We start from the raw sequence: 17,212 nt of genomic DNA, 5'->3' as shown, positions 1-17,212 counted from the left end.
AGAGGAAAGCACATGGAAAACCATGTTCAGGATATACAATTAATTTCAACAGGTGGAACAATCGAGAAGTCGTATAGTGAAAGTGACGGCTCTTTAAAGAATCGCGACTCTTTTATTCGCCAGACTATTATTGACCGCTTAAGGCTTCCATACACTAAGCTGCATATTACAAATATCATCAATAAAGACTCTCTGTACTTTACAGACTATGACCGTCAGGTGCTGCTAAAGACAATTAAGGCACAGTTGGAGAAAAATATTCCACTTATCGTTCTTCACGGAACTGATACCATGGCAAAGTCTGCTAAATTTGTTTACGACGCTCTAGACGGTGCTAAGGACCTTCAGGTACCGATTATTTTTACTGGTGCGATGAAGCCTATGGGCTTTGTTGATAGCGATGCCTTTCAAAATGTTACAGAAAGCCTATATGCTGCTAAAATAGCAGATGCAGGTATTTATATTTCTTTTCACGGTCAATTATTTAAGGTTCCGGGTGTGAGAAAGAATCATGCAAAACGAACTTTTGAGTATATTGAAGACTAGATCAAAGGGGGATGCAAATGGATATGCATCATGAAGAGGAAACAATTGAAGTAAGTAAGGACTTTTCTTTTATTGATTCAATGTATGAATCAGTAAGTGCGATGAAGGGGAACCTTGCTCACTATCTACCACTATTTTTTCTATCATTTGCGATTAAGGCCTATGGCCTTGCATATTTTAATGCCCAAGATGATATGACAGTTATTACTGTCGCCGCAGTAAATGTCTTTGGGACAATTATTCAGTCAGTCTTTATTTTAAATTTCTTTTTCTTTGCTTTTGAGAAATTACAATATCGAGTTTCAAAAGTTCTCTGGGATATTCCAACGTATATGTTCTATGGCTTTTTAACATCTCTTTTAATGATATTAGGGGTGGCCTTCTTTATTATTCCATTTTTCTACGTGGCCTACTTCTATAGTTTTGTGGCCATGACTGCAATTCTCTTTGATAAAGAAGGGGAGTCTAATTTTGCCATTACAAAGAAGAAAGTCTCAACACTTGGGGGAACATACTTCTTTTATCTGGTGATGGTCTTCATTATTTCTGGGATCTCTCAGGTCGTTACGAATTATGCTCCTGGAGCAGGAATTGCTATTGAATTAATCTACGTAATTTGTCTGTTACTGACTCTTATCCAAGATGTCCTAACAGGGGTTATTGTTTCTTTATTTAGAAAGGCCTAATTCTTTCCACAAACACTCAAAATTGCACATATTTAAGGCAGCTGATTTACGATCTAATTCGTAAATTCAGCTCCTTAGCGCTTCATCGGCATATTTTTCAAGTTCAGGGTTAATATTTACTTAGGGTTAACTTAATTTTCGCTCAATTCGATAAGTGGAGTGAAGATAATTAACTTAAGGCCTAATAAATGATGAAGAATGTCTTAGTCTACCTATTCACACTTTCACTTTTTGTTTCTTGTATGGAGCAGCCTCGCTCTGTGCGCGATATTGTGGATAATCCATCTGAAGGTGTTGGAAGCGGTGATAATGGGAATGGCGGTTCATCAGGAGGGAATAATGCTACAGACGGCGATAATGAAGTCGTAACAAGTATTCCTGAATCGACGGCCGTTGAAATCACACAAATCATTGATCCAAATACAGGGTCTTTTAAAAAGAAAGTATCGATCCCTAAAGACTTTAGAGGAAAGCTTCACTTAACAGGTTTAAATATTTCCTCACTAAAGAATCGTGTTGTTAAAGGACGTTTCTACTTTGGCCGTGAGAGAACACCAATTGTTCTAGACGGAGTTGTTGGACAAGTTCCAGGATCTGGTATTACTGAGTTTTCAACAATTAACGTTATCACATTTGATTTAGCAGATAAGAAGTTTAACGATATCAGACTTCTTTATGATCTATTTGACTACAATGATTATGACAATGATACGGCCGAAGATATTGAAGGTGATGCAACAAATGCAGGTCTTTACTGTCGTGGCCTTCGTTTAGAAGATGATCCAACTTTTACATCTTCAATTAGTCACCCATACTGTAATCAAGCAGGGGATGTATGTCTTTACTCTTATGCAAAGATTAAAGATCAAACTCTTTGGTATGACGAAATTGTTAATGCAGAAACTGTTTCAAAAACAAATACTCCTGTCTTTGAGCAAATTGATATTGAAGGTAATCTTCTTGCAAATGAATCATTAGAAACAAATCTTTATAAGTGTCTTCCTGATAAGAAAGATTCGGCGATGTTTCAAAGCCTCTTTGGTGTAAATCACCCAGCGGCCGTAGGAACAGCTCTGGCCCTAGGTGGTGGAGCCTATGATTACCGAGGTCCATATCGTATTCACAACGAAGACGAATGGGAAATTAAAGGGGCAGCAGTTTATCAGTCGGGAACGACTCCAAGTGCAATCTTTAAAGCGCCTCTAGCTGGTGCGGCAGACTTTACAAATATTGCATCAGGTACTCAGGCATACCTTTTCCCACGTGCAGGTAAGATTAATTATCAAACAACTGGAATTCAATACCTAGGTTCTCAATCACCATTTGCGAACCGTTCGGTTCAAACATTAAATGCGGCCGGTGATACGTACTATATGGATGGTTGTAATATTAGAGCTAAGAATTATAACGCCTCTACGGGGGAGACCGTTTCAAGTTGTAATGTTACTGGAACAATTGAACTGTTTACAATGGAAGATGGTTTTGAAGTTCAGATTGCAGAAACGAAAGAAATTAAATTACAACTTCTAAAGACTGGTCTTGGTGCTAAAGAGGGTTACGACTTCAATTCACTTAAGTCATGTAGTGCAAATCGTGAATGTGGATCAGGAGAGTGTTGTTTTAATAATCGCTGTTTTTCTCGCTCAATTGTAGGGCAGTGTAGTGATGATTTTGATTCATCTGGAAACCTTCCAACTGGAAATAGTTGTGGTTCAGACTTTGACTGTGCTTCACTTTGTTGTGATGGAACGACAAATACATGTCGTGATCATATTAATAATGACTTTGAACAAGTTCTTTGTTCAAAAGTTCCAAACCAGAGTTGTGTCTCGAAAGAGTTCTGTCGTATCGAATACGTTAGACAGTGTTACCTCATTCGCGTCAACGACCCGAATAACGCTCTTTCTTGTGAGAAGAGATGTTACTCTGTTCCAACTTTTGGCGATTGTGTAAATGGTCTTTGTAAGCCACCAATTACACCTCAAGAGCCAGCGACTCCAACAACGCCTGCAGATTGTTCGGGTGAGGATGTTCTGGATTCACCGCCATTTAACTTGAGTGACCTGTAGCGATCGTTTGTATCCTTATACGGTTGCTCAAGCCTGCGGACTTTTCTATAATGCTTAAAACGATTAAGTAAGAAAAGTGGAGAAATCATGTTTAATAAAGATTGTTTCCTAGATCATATTGCGATCGCAGTTGAGAATCTAGATAATGCCGAAAAAATTTATCGTGACTTAGGTTTAGAATTTAACCACCGAGAAGTGGTTGAAGATCAACAAGTGACGACTTCTTTTGCTCATATTGATGAAAATGCTCATGTTGAATTACTTGAACCTATTAACGGTCAGGGACCAATTGCCAAGTATCTTGAGAAAAAAGGTCCAGGGATTCACCATATGTGTTATCGCGTTCCAGATGTTGCAAAAAAGTCACAAGAGCTTAGGGACTTAGGTTATAATCTTCTCTATGAAGCGCCACGCAAGGGAGCGAATAATTGTTTAGTGAACTTTATTCACCCTAAATCAACTGGTGGAGTTCTCATCGAGATTGCTCAAAAAATGTAAGGAGAAAGAATGCAAAATATTTATCTGCCGCCATTAACAAAGGTAAACAAGTATCTCATCGGGATCATTGTCGCATCCTTTGTCATTAGCGCAGTCTTTGCACAATTTCTAAATATTTCTCTTGTTAATATTTTAGGCCTTAATGTTTCGGCACTTAAGGCCGGCCTGATTTATAAGATGGTAACTTATCCATTTGTGAATACTGGCCTTTTCAATGTCGTCTTCACAGGACTTCTCTTTTGGTTTCTTGGAAGTGATCTTGAGGCACGCTGGGGAGCAAGAAGATACGTTCAGTATATTATCATTGCTGTTCTCGTTAATGCTTTTGCTTACACACTTTTTGCACTCTTTATGGGTGGGGCAACGATTAATTATCCATTCCATGGAATGGCATTCTTATCATCTGCAATGTGTGTGAGTTATGCTTGTATTTATCCGGATCGTATTTTTCAATTCTTTATGATCATTCCGGTTAAGGCCAAGTACTTCTGTTTAATTCTGGCAGGGATGAATGTGTACCAAGGCTTATTCACTCCAGGTGGAGCACAGGCTTTTGCAAATATTGCTTCAATGATCTTTGGTGCTGTATTTGTCTTAGGTTTTAGGGCCCTTGGAAATTATGTTCGCAACCAAGGCTCTCGCATTGCTCCTAAGCAAGGTGGAAAGAAGACAAGTAAGAAAAAGAAGAGTCATCTGCGCTTAGTTGATGATGAGGAGCGTCCAAACCCGGATGAGCCAAGGTTTTGGCAGTAAGCTTTTTAAGTCCCTGATATTTTTAGGGGTTTCCAAAGCAAATAACACATGATATAAAGCTACATTATTATAAATATATCAATCGTTAATTTTTTAAATAAGGAAATTCAATGAGACTTTCAAGAGCGTTACAAGAGAAAATTTTAGACCTAAGATTAAGAGATAAGCTTATCGCTGAAGGTAAAGTAACTAAGGCTCAGGTTGAAGAATACCTAAATGGATTAAATGACGAAGAGTCAAATGTTACGACAACTGACGAGTCAACAGCTCCAGGAATGAAGCAATAATTCAGAATAAAATTTTTTATATAAAGGCCGCTTTCTAAGCGGCTTTTTTTTGTCCTTTTTAAATATTTTCAGTCAGAAATTCAAATAAACTAGAGGCCACTGGCCCAAGTTTTCTAGCGTTTAAGTAGGCGAGGTTTAGCTCGTTTACCATATGATCTTTTGTTCCCTTAAAAAGCATCAGTCTTGATTTATTATCAGAGCGCTCAATAACGTGCAGAGGTAAAACAGAGATACCTACACCGACAAGCGTAAGGCGCAATACCCCTTGAACGTCCATTAACTGGGCCTTTGGTTGTTTGTGGAAGTTTTTATTTAAGTGGTACTTAAACCAACTGGTGATAACAGGAGACCCTTCAAGGTATGCAATGAAGTCCAGTTCATCGGCCTTTTTAAATTTTGTCGTCTCACTTAATTGGTGCTCGCTTGCGTATTCTTTTGAACAGCAAAGAATAAGCCTTTCACTTGATAAGTTCTTAGTTGCAATCTGTTTTGGAAAGTTGAAGCTATCAGTAATAGCAAAGTCTAATCCGCCATTTAAAAGAAGCTGGCTTTGTCTTGCAGCGTGGTCGTAGTTAATTTGTAGTGACACTTCAGGGTGTAGCTTTAGCCATTGCGCGATTATAGGCAAGAGCCTGTTATTACCAAACTCAATTGGCATTCCAATATGAAGTGTTCCTTTAAGCGCATTCTTTTTGGCCGAAACTTCCCCGAGGGCCTTTTCTAGATTTTCAAGAATCTGGCGACACTCGCGGTAAAGCCAGTGGGCCTGCTCTGTTGGGAGAACCTTCTTGTTGATTCGGTCAAAGAGTGAGATTTGCAGTAGCCCTTCAAGGGATTTGATGTGCTGAGAGACACCTGGTTGAGTCATGGCAAGGTTTTTTGCTGTTTGAGACATGTTCATCGTTTCATAAACTTCGATGAAAACGCGTAAAGTTGGAATAGAAATATAGTCAATATTCATAATTTCAATACCTTGGCCATTTTATGTCCGCTTAAGTATAACATATAATTATGGATAATGATTATTATATATAATTTCTACTAATTTATTCTTTGTTCTATAACTCCTTTCACAAGATAAGACTTTGAATTCTTTTAGAAAGATTTAGGGAGTAGGATTATGAGTAAATTAGTTTCAATTATTTTTCTTGCAGTACTAGCAATGAATGTAAGCGCAAAAGAAATTATTCTTAATGGTGATCTACTAGATTCTCAATCATTTAGAGGAAGAATCTTCAAAGTTATTATCACTGAGCAAAATGAAGAAATCGAATTAGTTAATGAGTACTTTGAAACTCAAAGCTGTGAAGATGGACAATTTGCTCTTAAGCAAGAAGGACTAGGTAAGTATAAGCTTGAGGCCGTTCTAAACTGTAAGAATTGGGTTGATGAGCCGAGACAACTTAACGTATGTCCAGAAATTTTCGCTCCTGTTTGTGGTGCCATTAGTGGTATCGATGGGGATGCATTTATTAGCTTTCCAAATTCGTGTGAACTATATCGTGCAAAGGCCATTTATGTAAATGAAGGCCGTTGCGAGTAATTTAAAAATTCCTTTTTTAAATTCCCATGTGTTGTTGTCTTAAGGCCCGCTTCCCTCGCGGGCCTTATAACGTTTGGGCCCTACATATTAATAAACATTCTTCTTAGCTTATTTCCATTACTATAGCGTGAATCCTTTGAATGACTTCCTTTAAGTGCAAAATGCTTTTGACGAAATTTTTCTTTTCGACGACGTTTCCCTTTTTTATAAAGTCGTGTTTTCTTTCTTAGCCTCTGCTTTCGCTCAGCTAAGTCGTATTCGGTAGAAATACTCTCTGTATTTTTACTTTGTGTTTTAAAACTAAAGCGAGCTTCAAATACCGGAAGCCCTAGTCCTAGATAGAATAGTAGTAAGTAAGATCGCATGGAGACCTCTCAATTTAAAATTGTGTAAATGGAAAAATGAATTTTAAATGAGAGAAGTGTTCACGATAATCACCTCGGTTAATTGATTGAAATAAAGGAATGGATTTCTAAGTGATTATAGATTCATGATTTCTAAACTATAACATAGATTCGATTTAAGTGGTTATTGAACAACGAATTTTGAATAAAATACTTCCTTAACAACTTTTTTCTTAGCTAAGTAGTTGATACGCTTTTTAATTCGCCCTTCAAAAATTAGCTTACCTGAAAGAGAGTTAAGCTCATCTGGCTCAATAGATGCAGCAACATCTATAATGATATCGTAAATTTGAGGCCTGATTGGATCAAGCAGCTTCGAATCTTCTTCGCTGAAGAGAACGAGGTTTATTTGAACATCGAGAAATCTTAGACGGCGAGTTGCTGAGTCTAGGTTTACAGTAATTTTATCCAAGACATACGTTGTCGGGAAGTTGATTTGCTTGAAGTCATCTTTTAACGCTTGCATTTCTGTTGCGCTATTTGGCAGCTCTTTCTTATAGATAATATTGGTGTAAACGAAGACACCAACAGTGGCCAATGTCGTCAGTAGCAAGAGTGCAATAATAATTTGATCAAGTAATTTTCTTCCTGTCATAATACTATAATATCATAGTTATTTTGGTGATTTAACTCGCTTGTCGCTAGGTAGAAAATACTTTTTTATGAGTGTTGTATTCCGAGTGAAGCACTCGGTCTATGCACTCGCTATAAAATTTGTATAAAATAATTTGCCTGTGATTATTTATGGAGGATGAAATGGGTAAATCTAATAAGAATAAACGCAATAAGAAGTATGTAACAAACCGTATAGAAGTGAAGAGAAGTTCTGCTATGAATACTTGGATTCTTCTGGCCATTACTGCAATTGGCGCATCAGTAGTCATCTATCTTTCTTAGAAGAAAATCAAATTCTCAATACTTGATGCGCAGCTAAGGCATGCGCATCGCTTCATTTGGCCATAAATTTTGTGATTATGGTTCAAGTTTGCTAGCATTTTACCCTTCACACATGAAAAGAATTTACTTTAAAAGAGGGAATATGTTTAAAACTTTACTCGCAATCGTTGCGGCCATTTCTACTTTCTCAGCACAGGCCGAAATCTCTGAAATTTCAAGCAATCAATCACTTCCAAAAGACTACGTAAGTACAATCAATCCAAATGCTTTTGTAGAAGAGGAAGTTACAGCTGGTGGTTTTAATGAGTTAATGAAGTATGTAGTAGCAGCTCCTTCACAAGAAGATGCTGGCTCATGTCTTTATATGTCTCACACTGGTGTTGTTGAGTGGTGGTATAACCGCCTTAATAACCTAGAGGGTGATAAGAAAATCAATTTTGCAGAACGCTACTATATGTCTTTAAAAACAAATAAGACAAATCAAGAAGAAATTGAAAATTGGAGAACTGATAATATCAGAAGAATTAATAAAAGTTCTGTGATGTTCTCTAATCAGGACTACCGCTTCACAAAAGGAAACTTTAAGAAAGTAGAGGGCAAGCGTGTTGTAACAGATGCTAATGATGAAGATGGGTCATATGGAACTCAGTTTAACTGGATTGATTTAACAGATTCAATTGACAAAAATGCTGTTGAATTCAAACTCCCAAAATTTAAAAGAGAAGTTCTTCATGTTGATGCTGATAAGGACCAATGGGCCGTAGCAAAGGCACCAGCTGATATTGTTGAAAGAATTAAGAAAGCGCTTCATAAAAGAAATGCGCCTGTTTTAGTCATTTATAATCACAAGGGATTTTGGCACGCTAATTATATTTTTGGTTATAATGACAATGCTGACACTAAAGGTTGCCCATTTGTTTCTTCTTTTAAACCACATATGGAAGAAAAACGTGATTACTACCTAGAGAAGGCAAAAAAAACGAAGAGTGAAACTTGGCGTAAGAAATACCTAGCTAATGCTGAAAAAGTTATGGCCAAGGGAAATGCGGTTCAAAAACGTTTTGAAGAAGTAGGATGTGCTTCTAAAGGTGTTTTCTACGTTCGCGATTCAATTTATCCAAATGAGAATATGCCAAAATATGATTACGATCTTGTCAAAGAAGGTGAAGAAGATTTCTTAAATGCACCACTTATTGCAAGAGAATATGCTTGGGTACAAACAACGCTAAATCATGCAATTCAAATCTACCCAGAAGGTATGGAGTAAGTTGAGATTTTTAGTTCTATCTTTACTATTTCTCTTATCATTTAATACTAGTGCTACTTGTGGCACTAGTAACTCTCATGAAGTTCACGATGTGGTCTTTATTCACGGGATCGCAAGCAATAAAGGGGCCTTCGGTTATTGGGCCCAGTACCTCAATAAATACCATCCAAATGAGTGCATAAACTCACACTTCTTTGAATACGATACCGGTAATAATAAGTTAAATCTCGATGATTTTATTCAAAGTTTTGACTCTTTTATGCATGATCGATTTGAGGAGAGTCATTCTAAAATATCAATAGTCGCTCATTCTCAAGGTGGCCTCATAACCATGTTTTGGCTTAGAAATATGTATCAGGCCCAAGACCCCATCCATTTTAGAGTGAAGAATATTATGACGATGGCCACGCCGTATTACGGGGCAATTATCGCAAATCTTGGCTATTCTCTTGGTACATTTATTTTACCGATTCTTGGAAAGAAAGAATTGAAGAATATGAAGATAGGCTCAAAGAAAGTCATTGAAACGATGGAGTACTTTAAGAGCCGACAATTTTTTGAAATGATTGCAGATAAGAATTATGTGACAATTTCCGCAACTTTGGCCCCGAGTATCTTTGATATTGAGGGTGACTTTGCCGTTGCTCCATCGAGTTCTAATCCTAATCTAGTAAGTGAAGATAAGATTTCAACTCATTATAATATAGATGGAGTCCACTTGCGCTTTCGCATATTTGGAACTCCGGCCACAACACTTGTTTCGAGAAATTGTCTCATCTCACCATCACGCTGTGAGAATTCTAGTTTGGCAATTTTTGAAAAAGAATTTCTAGGTAATCAGAAAGTTAAAATTAATTATGCGAAAGATATAAATACATTTGCAGTGTATTTAAGAACTAAGGAGAAAGGGCCTATTTGGGTTCATTCTAAAAATATTCAACGTGGTATGCGCTTTCAATTCATTCATATTAGAGATGACCTCTACTTCTATAAGGGTTATTTGTCTGATGGAGACACTAGAGGTGAGCTTATTATTACCCAAGGTCCAAGGACTTCAATCATTGAGATAAGCTCGGGGCAGACGAGTTATCTTACTCATTAACATGAAATTGGAATTCACTATATTGTGAACTAATCAAATTAAATACTTCTTTTAGACGGTAGTAATCTTGGCCTAATTTATTTTGAGCATCTTTAGTATTTGACCAATATAAACTTAAGTTTTTATCTGTATAGGTTTGAATGAACTCGTAGAGCTCATCGATATTATTTGAGTAAAAGCTTGGGAAATCAAATAAGCGGCCACACTCAACTAAGTAGTCATCAAGAGTATCAAGTCCATTGGAATTTAATTCAATTTCTCTGCGCATTTATTTCTCATTGCTAAAGGAAAATATATTGTTAGAATCAATTTATGACTAAGTTAATGAGTTTATTCGTATCCTGTCAATTGCTGTTTGGCCTTAGCTCTTATGCTTCTCATCCAAAAGTTGATCTTGCGAATCGATATCTTAAGGCCCGCAAGCAGTATTTATTAGAGTACACAACTTTTGGAGTTGATGAGTGCTTAAAGCTGCATGCCAGTAAAATTATTGCCAAAGAGGATGGCTCTGGTCGTATTGTTATTGGTACACCACGTTATTTTCAATTACTTAGTTCTTGCTTTAAAAATATCACCAATACTTGTTACGGTGAGAATTGCATTGTGTCACGTTCCATGTCCAAGCGCCTAAAGAATGTCGACCATGTGGATTCCATCTTGAACAGTCTATGATTTCAATTGTTTTTCCTTAAAAATTTCATCTTAGAAAGTGTCATTTCCTATTTAAAAAGCTATAATAACGCTCAACTAAGTTATTTTAAATACGTTTAATTACCCAAAGGAATTTACATGACTGTTCGTGTTCGTTTTGCACCTTCTCCAACTGGCTACCTACACATTGGTGGCGCTCGTACCGCTCTTTATAGCTACCTATTTGCAAAGGCAAATGGTGGTAAGTATATCTTAAGAATTGAAGATACTGACCTTGAAAGATCAAAGCGTGAGTATGAAGAAGCACAGATTGCTGATCTTAAGTGGATGGGAATTGAGCACGATGAAGGCCCAGATAAGGGTGGTGACTTTGGTCCATATCGTCAGTCTGAAAGACTTGATATTTATAAAGATATTGCTTGGGATTTTGTCAAACGTGGCCTTGCTTACCCTTGTTTCTTAACAAGTATCGAGCTAGAGCGTTTGACTGAAAAAGCAACAAATGAAAATAAAGACCCACACGCATATCACGGACAATACCGTGACCTAGATCCGGCTGAAGCACAAAAGAGAATTGATGCTGGTGAAGAGTATGTTATTCGTTTTAAGAATCCAGGAAAGACTTGGGAATTTACAGACCTTGTAAAAGGGCACGTTAAATTTCCTGAGAATATGGTAGGGGACTTCGTTATCTTAAGAGCTAATGGAATGCCTGTTTATAACTTCTGTTGTGTTGTTGATGATGCAAAGATGGAAATGACACATGTTTTCCGTGCAGAAGAACACTTAAACAATACTTGTCGCCAACTTATGATCTACGATGCAATGGGTGTTACACCTCCAAATTTTGGTCACGTATCACTTCTTATTGGTCACGATCGTCAAAAGCTTTCAAAGCGTCACGGTGCAACTTCGGTAACACAATACAAAGATCAAGGTTATCTTCCAGAGGCCTTAGCAAATTACCTATGTCTTCTTGGTTGGTCACACCCAGATGAGACGGATATTTTTGATGTTAATGAGCTTGGCGATAAATTTGGTTATGAGAGATTTTCTAAATCGTCAGCAATGTATGATATTGCAAAGCTTAACTTTTTTAACGAGCAGTGGCTAAGAAAATTAGATGACAAAGATATTGCAGCTGGCTTTGATCGTTTTATTCCTGAGGGCAGTGATTACCATAAGCAAGACGTCGCTTGGAAAGTTAAGTTTGCAGCTCTTATGAAAGAGAAGGTCCAGCTGTTTAGCAATATTATTGAACATCTTCCGATTTTCTTTGATGCTGGAGTGGATGCAGACGACCAATATAATGAGGCGCTCACTTGGGAGACAACTCCACAAATTAAGGAATATCTAAAAGCACAACTTGCTGATCAAACGACTAACGTTACTGAAGATCAAGTTGGTGAGTGGATGAACTACTTAAAGAAAGAATTAAAAATTAAAGGTAAGCCACTTTTTATGGGAACACGAGTTTGTCTGACAGGACGAGCGCATGGACCAGATTTAAAAACTGTTGTGGCTCTTACTCCAATTGAAATAATTAAAGAGAGATTAGCGTAATGAATTTTTTTGAAGAATTAGAAGCAAGAGGGATTGTAAATCAGTACTCACATGAAGAATTAAAAGAAATCTTAAATGATAAGAAAATTTCTTTTTATTGTGGTTATGATCCAACGGCAAAATCTCTTCAATTAGGAAATTTATTTGCGGTTGTAACGATGATGCGCCTCCAAAGACAAGGGCATAAGCCTTACGTTCTTGTTGGTGGAGCAACTGGAATGATTGGAGATCCTTCAGGTAAGAGTGATGAAAGAAATCTTCAATCTGAAGATCAAGTTTTAAAAAATCTTGAGGGCCAAAAAGCACAGCTTATGAATCTATTAGATTTTGAAGGCGAGAATGCGGCCACTATGGTTAACAATATTGACTGGATTGGGAAATTCTCTTTCTTAGAATTCTTAAGGGACGTTGGAAAGAGATTCCGTGTTGGTGAAATGCTTGCTAAGGATTCTGTTAAGTCACGTATTAGTTCTGAAGTAGGAATTAGTTATACTGAATTCACATACCAGGTTATTCAGGGTTATGACTTCGCTCACCTTAATAAAGAATATGATGTAAGTCTTCAGATTGGTGGAGCTGATCAATGGGGAAATATGACGGCGGGAATGGATCTTACTCGTAAGATGCATCAGAAACCTGCTTTCTGTATGACTATTCCTCTTCTGACTGATTCAAATGGTAAGAAGTTCGGAAAGTCTGAAGGTGGAGCAATCTATCTTGATCCAACAATGACGTCTCCTTATAAGATGTACCAATTCCTACTTAATTCTGATGATTCTTCAGTAATTAAGTATCTTAAAACTTTAACTTTCTTAACTCTAGAAGAAATTGCTGAGTACGAAAAATTAGTAGAAACTGAACCTCATTTAAGGGCCGCACAAAAGCGTCTTGCAGAGGAGATTGTAACTCTTGTTCACGGGAAAGAAGGTATTGAGGCCGCTAAAAAAGCAACAGACTTTTTCTTTGGAAAAGTAATTGAAAATACAACAGATGCTGAACTTGCAGGTATTTTTGATGACGTTCCATCAGTAGAGCTTAATAAATCTCAATTAGGTGAAATTAGCTACTTAGATATGTTAGCGGCCACTCCTTTATTTAAATCTAAGGGAGAGGCAAGAAAAATGGTCACTCAAAACGGTGTTGCTATTAATAATATTAAAAATGCAGATATCGAACACATGATAACTACTTCAGATCTGGCGAGTGAGTCTTGTCTGATTCTTAAGAAAGGGAAGAAGAACTATTGTGTGGTAAAATTCGTATAGAACGAGAACTAGACGGTATATGAATACACAGCAACTTATCGATTTATTAATGCTTGGTAATTTTGAAGAGCAAAATGTTCGTGTTGCTGTGTTTGATGATGAGGCCCGCTTCCTCTATGTTTCAACAACTCTTTTTGGCTTTTCAGAAGATTATATTGGCATGAGTGTCTATGATTACTACAAGGGCCACTTGAGTGAAGGTGAAGTAGAAAAAGTAAAACGATCTTTTGCGAAAGCGCTAGATGGTGAGTTTTGTAGTGAGCAAGTCATTCTAACGAATCGTTTTAATCAAGAGACCATTACTTGGGATGTGGAGTTCAATCCCTTCTTAGATGATGATGGAAATAAAAGAGTTCTTTCTAAAATACGCCCATACGAAGTTAATTTGACCACTAGTTCAACGAATTTCTTTATTCGAGAAATGGTTGAACAAAGTTCTGATATTTTTACTGTCTTTGATAAGGATTATAACTTTGTTTATGTCTCAAAGGTCGACGCTACTTGGAATGATAAGCCCTTAGTGGGACAAAATATTAAAGACGTTATTAGTGGAAAGAATCTTAAGAAGTTCTATCAACGAGCAGAACGTGCAAAGAAGTCTATCGGTGAAATTATCACAGATACTGTCTTTATCGAAATTGATGAAGATGAAGAGTCGGTATTTGAATGCTCGATGGAGTATCATGATTTTAATCAACTTGGTCACTTCTTTCTTGACCGTACGGCCGATGTGACCGAAAGATTTCGTCGAAATCGTGAAATCGAATCTCAGAAAGCTACAATTGATAAAATGAGCAAGTGGACAGCTCTTGGACAGATGGCCGCCAACATCGCCCATGAGGTAAATAACCCTCTTGCCATTATTGAACTTCAAGTTCAGGCCATAGAGCGTCGAGGTGAAAAGATCACTTCAGATCAGCTCTTAGAGAAGATTCGTTCAATTGGTGATCAGAAAAACCGTATCGCAAATATTGTGAGTTCCCTTAATATCTACTCCCAAGATGATCGCTCAATGCGTGAAATGACAAGCCTTTCATCAATTATTCACGACTCAATTGCCTTATTTAAAACAGGTCTTGTTGATGAAAACCTACGTATTGTGTTTTCAAATGATGCGGATTCGGATCTCGTTACGATTAATTCATCAGAAGTTATACAGGTGCTAATCAACTTATTTAATAACTCACATGATGCTATTGTTGGACTTAAAGAACAATGGATTGAAATCAATCTTCTTGATGATACAGACCATGTCGTTGTTGAGGTTCTCGATAGTGGCCAAGGAATTGAAAAAGATATTGCTCAGAAAATCTTTAACCGCTTTTATACAACTAAAACCAAAGAAAAGGGAACAGGTCTCGGCTTAAATATCAGCCGTGAAATTATTATGGATCATGGTGGTACTCTTACTTATGACCCTGACTCAGAGTACACTACCTTTATGATCACCCTTCCAAAGTCAGAACTTCTTTAGTTCGTTGTTCCCGTATGAATCCCTAGTACTGAGCAAGAGGCCTTTGCCATAATCTGGTCATCTTCAGTCCCAAATACATGAAACCATCTATGCTTCTTATTTGAATTGAATACGAGTAGATCATATTCAACTGTAAGCGTCTCTAGAGTGTCAATTTTGTCGAGATACTTAATGATATGCCCAGTTGTTCTAACCGTCATATCATCACTGATTAAGCGTATATACTTTTCAACTTGCGATGTCTCTTCAATCGTAAGATCTTTATCAGTGAGATAGATAAAAGTAATTTCTGCCTTGTGGGCCTCTGCTATTTGCTGGGCCGCCTGAATCAGGGTGACATCATTAGAATTCTGATCAATGAGAACCATAATCTTTCTCATATAACGAACACCGTTGTCTCTAAAGATGGCAAGGTGACAATTTAGATGTGATCTGAGCCATGCAACAGGACTTTGAGTTGTGAAAGTATCTCGAAGGCGTCCCTTCCATTCCATAAAGAGCCAATTGCAATGAAGTCTTTGGCCAATTTCAAATATAGACTTTGAGAGGTCGTGAGTGACGATAGGATCAAAGTTAATAGGTGTCGATTTTTCAATGGCCATGGCAATAACTCGGCGTCGAAGGGATCTAAGTTTAGGATCCTCATCGGTAAAGTCATTCAGATCTGTTTGTTCAGGGGCCTCTGTTAAGTGGGCGACTTCAATATGTTCGCCACCAGCTAGTGTCGTTCCCATGTCAATTAGCATTTCTGGAGATCTCTCATTACCAACAAGTGCAACGACAACATTAGCATCTTGGTCAAGGCTTAGCTTTTCAGAAGCCGCTGGTGCTGGGAATTGAGCTTCGTTAACAAGGTCTGTTCTCTTTCCTCTTATTCCTAGTACACCTTTTCGACTCACTCGTCCCTTTGCGTAGAAGAGATAGATTAAGATACCTGGGACAGAAATCGAGACAAGCCCAATTACAGCAAGGTCCTTCATCATAACAAGTAAGTAGAGCGTTGAAATGATTCCAAAAATTTGAACATATGGATAAAGAGGCGACTTATAAGTCGGCTTATACCATTGAATATGTGTCTCTCTTAGAGCAATAACTGCAATATTCTCAATCATATAAATTGTTAGAATAAAGGCCGAAGCAAGCTTTGCAATTTTAGCAATATTCAAAAAGTAGATTGCACAGGCGACAACTAGGCCTGAGGCAAGGATACTCCATACTGGTGTTAGGAACCTACGGTCAAGGTGACCAAATAGTCTTGGGATTAAGTAATCGCGACTCATGGCAAATGGAAAACGAGAGGCCGCAAGAAGGCCAGCGTTTGCCATGGAAGTCATGGTTAGGATGGCAAGAATCGCCATGATCATCCCAAATCCCTTTCCTCCAAACTCATAGGCCAGAGTATAAATAGGTCTTAGGTTATTCTTTAACTGCTCTATTGGTAAGTACTTAGCAAGGGCCAGAGTTGTGACACAATAAAGGAGTGTGACAATCAAAAGAGATAATAGGATTCCTCTAGGGAGGTTCTTTTCTGGCGTTTTAATTTCTTCTGCAATGGCCGCGACCTTTGTAACACCTGCATATGAAATAAATACTAGACCTGCGGCCAAGAGAATTGAGTCCATATGTGAAAATGAAAATGGAATACCTGTGATAACTTGGGCCGTTGAGAGAGTTCCAATATTTAATACAGTAAGGCCAATTGTGGAAAGAAGAACAACGGCGATAAGAAGGCCACTAACTTTTCCAACTCCAACAATATTTAATATTGTAATAATTGCTGTGAGAATGAGAGCAAAGTTCTTAAGATCAAAACCTGCACTTATAGCACCAAGGTAGGCACCAAATCCCATAAGAGCAAACGCGGCCTTAAGCAGCAGTGAGATCCAAAGACCTAGGCCTGCAATAGTTCCGGCCATTGGCCCAAATGTTCTTTCAATATAAATATAAGTACCACCTGAAGCCGGCATGGCCGTGGCAAGTTCTGATTTAGAGAGTGCTGCTGGAAGAACACAGAGTCCGGCCAGTAAATACGAGATCCATACGTATGGACCTGTCACTTCGAATGCAAGACCTGGTAGAACAAAGATTCCAGATCCAAGCATTGATGCAATACTGATTGAAATAACTGATGAGAGTCCTAAGTTTCTTTCAAGTTTCTTCAAATAAATTCCCTTATTCTAAATTAAGTATTTGGGCATTATCACTCA

19 protein-coding genes are annotated in these 17,212 nt (G+C 37.7%); 14 read left to right on the top strand and 5 right to left on the bottom strand.

All coding sequences use genetic code 11. The annotated features are described in order from the left end of the window. Nucleotides 1-12 precede the first annotated feature (12 nt). From ABMA76_RS06860 to ABMA76_RS06835, 6 genes are all read left to right on the top strand, one after another. Nucleotides 13-546 carry an asparaginase domain-containing protein gene (locus tag ABMA76_RS06860; RefSeq protein WP_392856029.1) on the top strand — a complete coding sequence of 178 codons (534 nt, stop codon included), beginning with the start codon at nt 13-15 and terminating at the stop codon, nt 544-546. Between the two features lie 17 nt (nt 547-563). Further along, on the top strand, nt 564-1,232 hold the full coding sequence (locus tag ABMA76_RS06855) for a hypothetical protein (RefSeq protein ID WP_392907739.1): 669 nt from the start codon (nt 564-566) through the stop codon (nt 1,230-1,232). Between the two features lie 188 nt (nt 1,233-1,420). Continuing rightward, nucleotides 1,421-3,301, top strand: coding sequence for a hypothetical protein (locus ABMA76_RS06850; RefSeq protein WP_392856024.1), 1,881 nt, complete (start codon nt 1,421-1,423; stop codon nt 3,299-3,301). A gap of 87 nt (nt 3,302-3,388) precedes the next feature. Further along, complete coding sequence (gene mce, locus ABMA76_RS06845; RefSeq protein ID WP_392856021.1) at nt 3,389-3,799, top strand: methylmalonyl-CoA epimerase; 411 nt, start codon at nt 3,389-3,391, stop codon at nt 3,797-3,799. A gap of 9 nt (nt 3,800-3,808) precedes the next feature. Next, nucleotides 3,809-4,552: a rhomboid family intramembrane serine protease gene (locus ABMA76_RS06840; protein ID WP_392907742.1), complete on the top strand. Its 744-nt coding sequence runs from the start codon at nt 3,809-3,811 to the stop codon at nt 4,550-4,552. A gap of 110 nt (nt 4,553-4,662) precedes the next feature. Then, nucleotides 4,663-4,839, top strand: coding sequence for a hypothetical protein (locus tag ABMA76_RS06835; protein ID WP_392856018.1), 177 nt, complete (start codon nt 4,663-4,665; stop codon nt 4,837-4,839). Between the two features lie 58 nt (nt 4,840-4,897). On the opposite strand, the gene ABMA76_RS06830 is transcribed toward ABMA76_RS06835, so the two are convergent. Next, on the bottom strand, nt 4,898-5,800 hold the full coding sequence (locus ABMA76_RS06830) for a LysR family transcriptional regulator (protein WP_393061221.1): 903 nt from the start codon (nt 5,798-5,800) through the stop codon (nt 4,898-4,900). 159 nt (nt 5,801-5,959) lie between these two features. Here ABMA76_RS06830 and ABMA76_RS06825 point away from each other — a divergent pair, with 159 nt between their 5' ends. After that, nucleotides 5,960-6,382: a hypothetical protein gene (locus tag ABMA76_RS06825; RefSeq protein ID WP_392856013.1), complete on the top strand. Its 423-nt coding sequence runs from the start codon at nt 5,960-5,962 to the stop codon at nt 6,380-6,382. A gap of 80 nt (nt 6,383-6,462) precedes the next feature. Here ABMA76_RS06825 and ABMA76_RS06820 read toward each other — a convergent pair whose 3' ends face one another. Together ABMA76_RS06820 and fliL are read right to left on the bottom strand one after the other, a co-directional pair. After that, nucleotides 6,463-6,747: a hypothetical protein gene (locus tag ABMA76_RS06820; RefSeq protein WP_393061219.1), complete on the bottom strand. Its 285-nt coding sequence runs from the start codon at nt 6,745-6,747 to the stop codon at nt 6,463-6,465. Nucleotides 6,748-6,910: 163 nt separating this feature from the next. Beyond that, a complete protein-coding gene (gene fliL / locus ABMA76_RS06815) occupies nt 6,911-7,381 on the bottom strand; it encodes a flagellar basal body-associated protein FliL (protein ID WP_393061217.1) in 471 nt (156 codons plus the stop codon). A gap of 161 nt (nt 7,382-7,542) precedes the next feature. Between fliL and ABMA76_RS06810 the strand changes: the two genes are divergently transcribed. From ABMA76_RS06810 to ABMA76_RS06800, 3 genes are all read left to right on the top strand, one after another. Beyond that, nucleotides 7,543-7,683 carry a hypothetical protein gene (locus ABMA76_RS06810; protein ID WP_393061215.1) on the top strand — a complete coding sequence of 47 codons (141 nt, stop codon included), beginning with the start codon at nt 7,543-7,545 and terminating at the stop codon, nt 7,681-7,683. 142 nt (nt 7,684-7,825) lie between these two features. Then, nucleotides 7,826-8,950 (top strand): hypothetical protein, encoded by a 1,125-nt coding sequence (locus tag ABMA76_RS06805; RefSeq protein WP_393061213.1) that lies wholly within the window; start codon nt 7,826-7,828, stop codon nt 8,948-8,950. A gap of 1 nt (nt 8,951) precedes the next feature. Beyond that, entirely contained in the window at nt 8,952-10,052 is a 1,101-nt protein-coding gene (locus ABMA76_RS06800; RefSeq protein WP_393061211.1) for an esterase/lipase family protein, read from the top strand. On the opposite strand, the gene ABMA76_RS06795 is transcribed toward ABMA76_RS06800, so the two are convergent. Then, the gene (locus ABMA76_RS06795) at nt 10,042-10,320 is read right to left on the bottom strand and encodes a barstar family protein (RefSeq protein ID WP_393061209.1); all 279 of its coding nucleotides are present in this window, start codon (nt 10,318-10,320) and stop codon (nt 10,042-10,044) included. The genes ABMA76_RS06800 and ABMA76_RS06795 overlap by 11 nt on opposite strands. 44 nt (nt 10,321-10,364) lie before the next feature. Between ABMA76_RS06795 and ABMA76_RS06790 the strand changes: the two genes are divergently transcribed. From ABMA76_RS06790 to ABMA76_RS06775, 4 genes are all read left to right on the top strand, one after another. Next, the gene (locus ABMA76_RS06790) at nt 10,365-10,724 is read left to right on the top strand and encodes a hypothetical protein (protein ID WP_392907754.1); all 360 of its coding nucleotides are present in this window, start codon (nt 10,365-10,367) and stop codon (nt 10,722-10,724) included. Between the two features lie 117 nt (nt 10,725-10,841). Then, nucleotides 10,842-12,266: a glutamate--tRNA ligase gene (gene gltX, locus ABMA76_RS06785; RefSeq protein WP_393061207.1), complete on the top strand. Its 1,425-nt coding sequence runs from the start codon at nt 10,842-10,844 to the stop codon at nt 12,264-12,266. Then, entirely contained in the window at nt 12,266-13,531 is a 1,266-nt protein-coding gene (gene tyrS, locus ABMA76_RS06780) for a tyrosine--tRNA ligase (RefSeq protein WP_393061205.1), read from the top strand. The genes gltX and tyrS overlap by 1 nt, the downstream gene beginning before the upstream one ends. Nucleotides 13,532-13,550: 19 nt before the next feature. Next, entirely contained in the window at nt 13,551-15,005 is a 1,455-nt protein-coding gene (locus ABMA76_RS06775; RefSeq protein ID WP_392907761.1) for an ATP-binding protein, read from the top strand. Here ABMA76_RS06775 and ABMA76_RS06770 read toward each other — a convergent pair. Next, nucleotides 15,002-17,167, bottom strand: coding sequence for an amino acid permease (locus tag ABMA76_RS06770; protein ID WP_392907763.1), 2,166 nt, complete (start codon nt 17,165-17,167; stop codon nt 15,002-15,004). The genes ABMA76_RS06775 and ABMA76_RS06770 overlap by 4 nt on opposite strands. Nucleotides 17,168-17,212: the final 45 nt, after the last annotated feature.

The organism is Halobacteriovorax sp. ZH5_bin.2 (assembly GCF_043196375.1).
In the GTDB taxonomy this organism is placed as follows: Bacteria; Bdellovibrionota; Bacteriovoracia; order Bacteriovoracales; family Bacteriovoracaceae; genus Halobacteriovorax_A.
The sequence above is the reverse complement of the archived record's forward strand: the minus strand, read 5'-3'. Positions and strand labels throughout refer to the sequence as shown.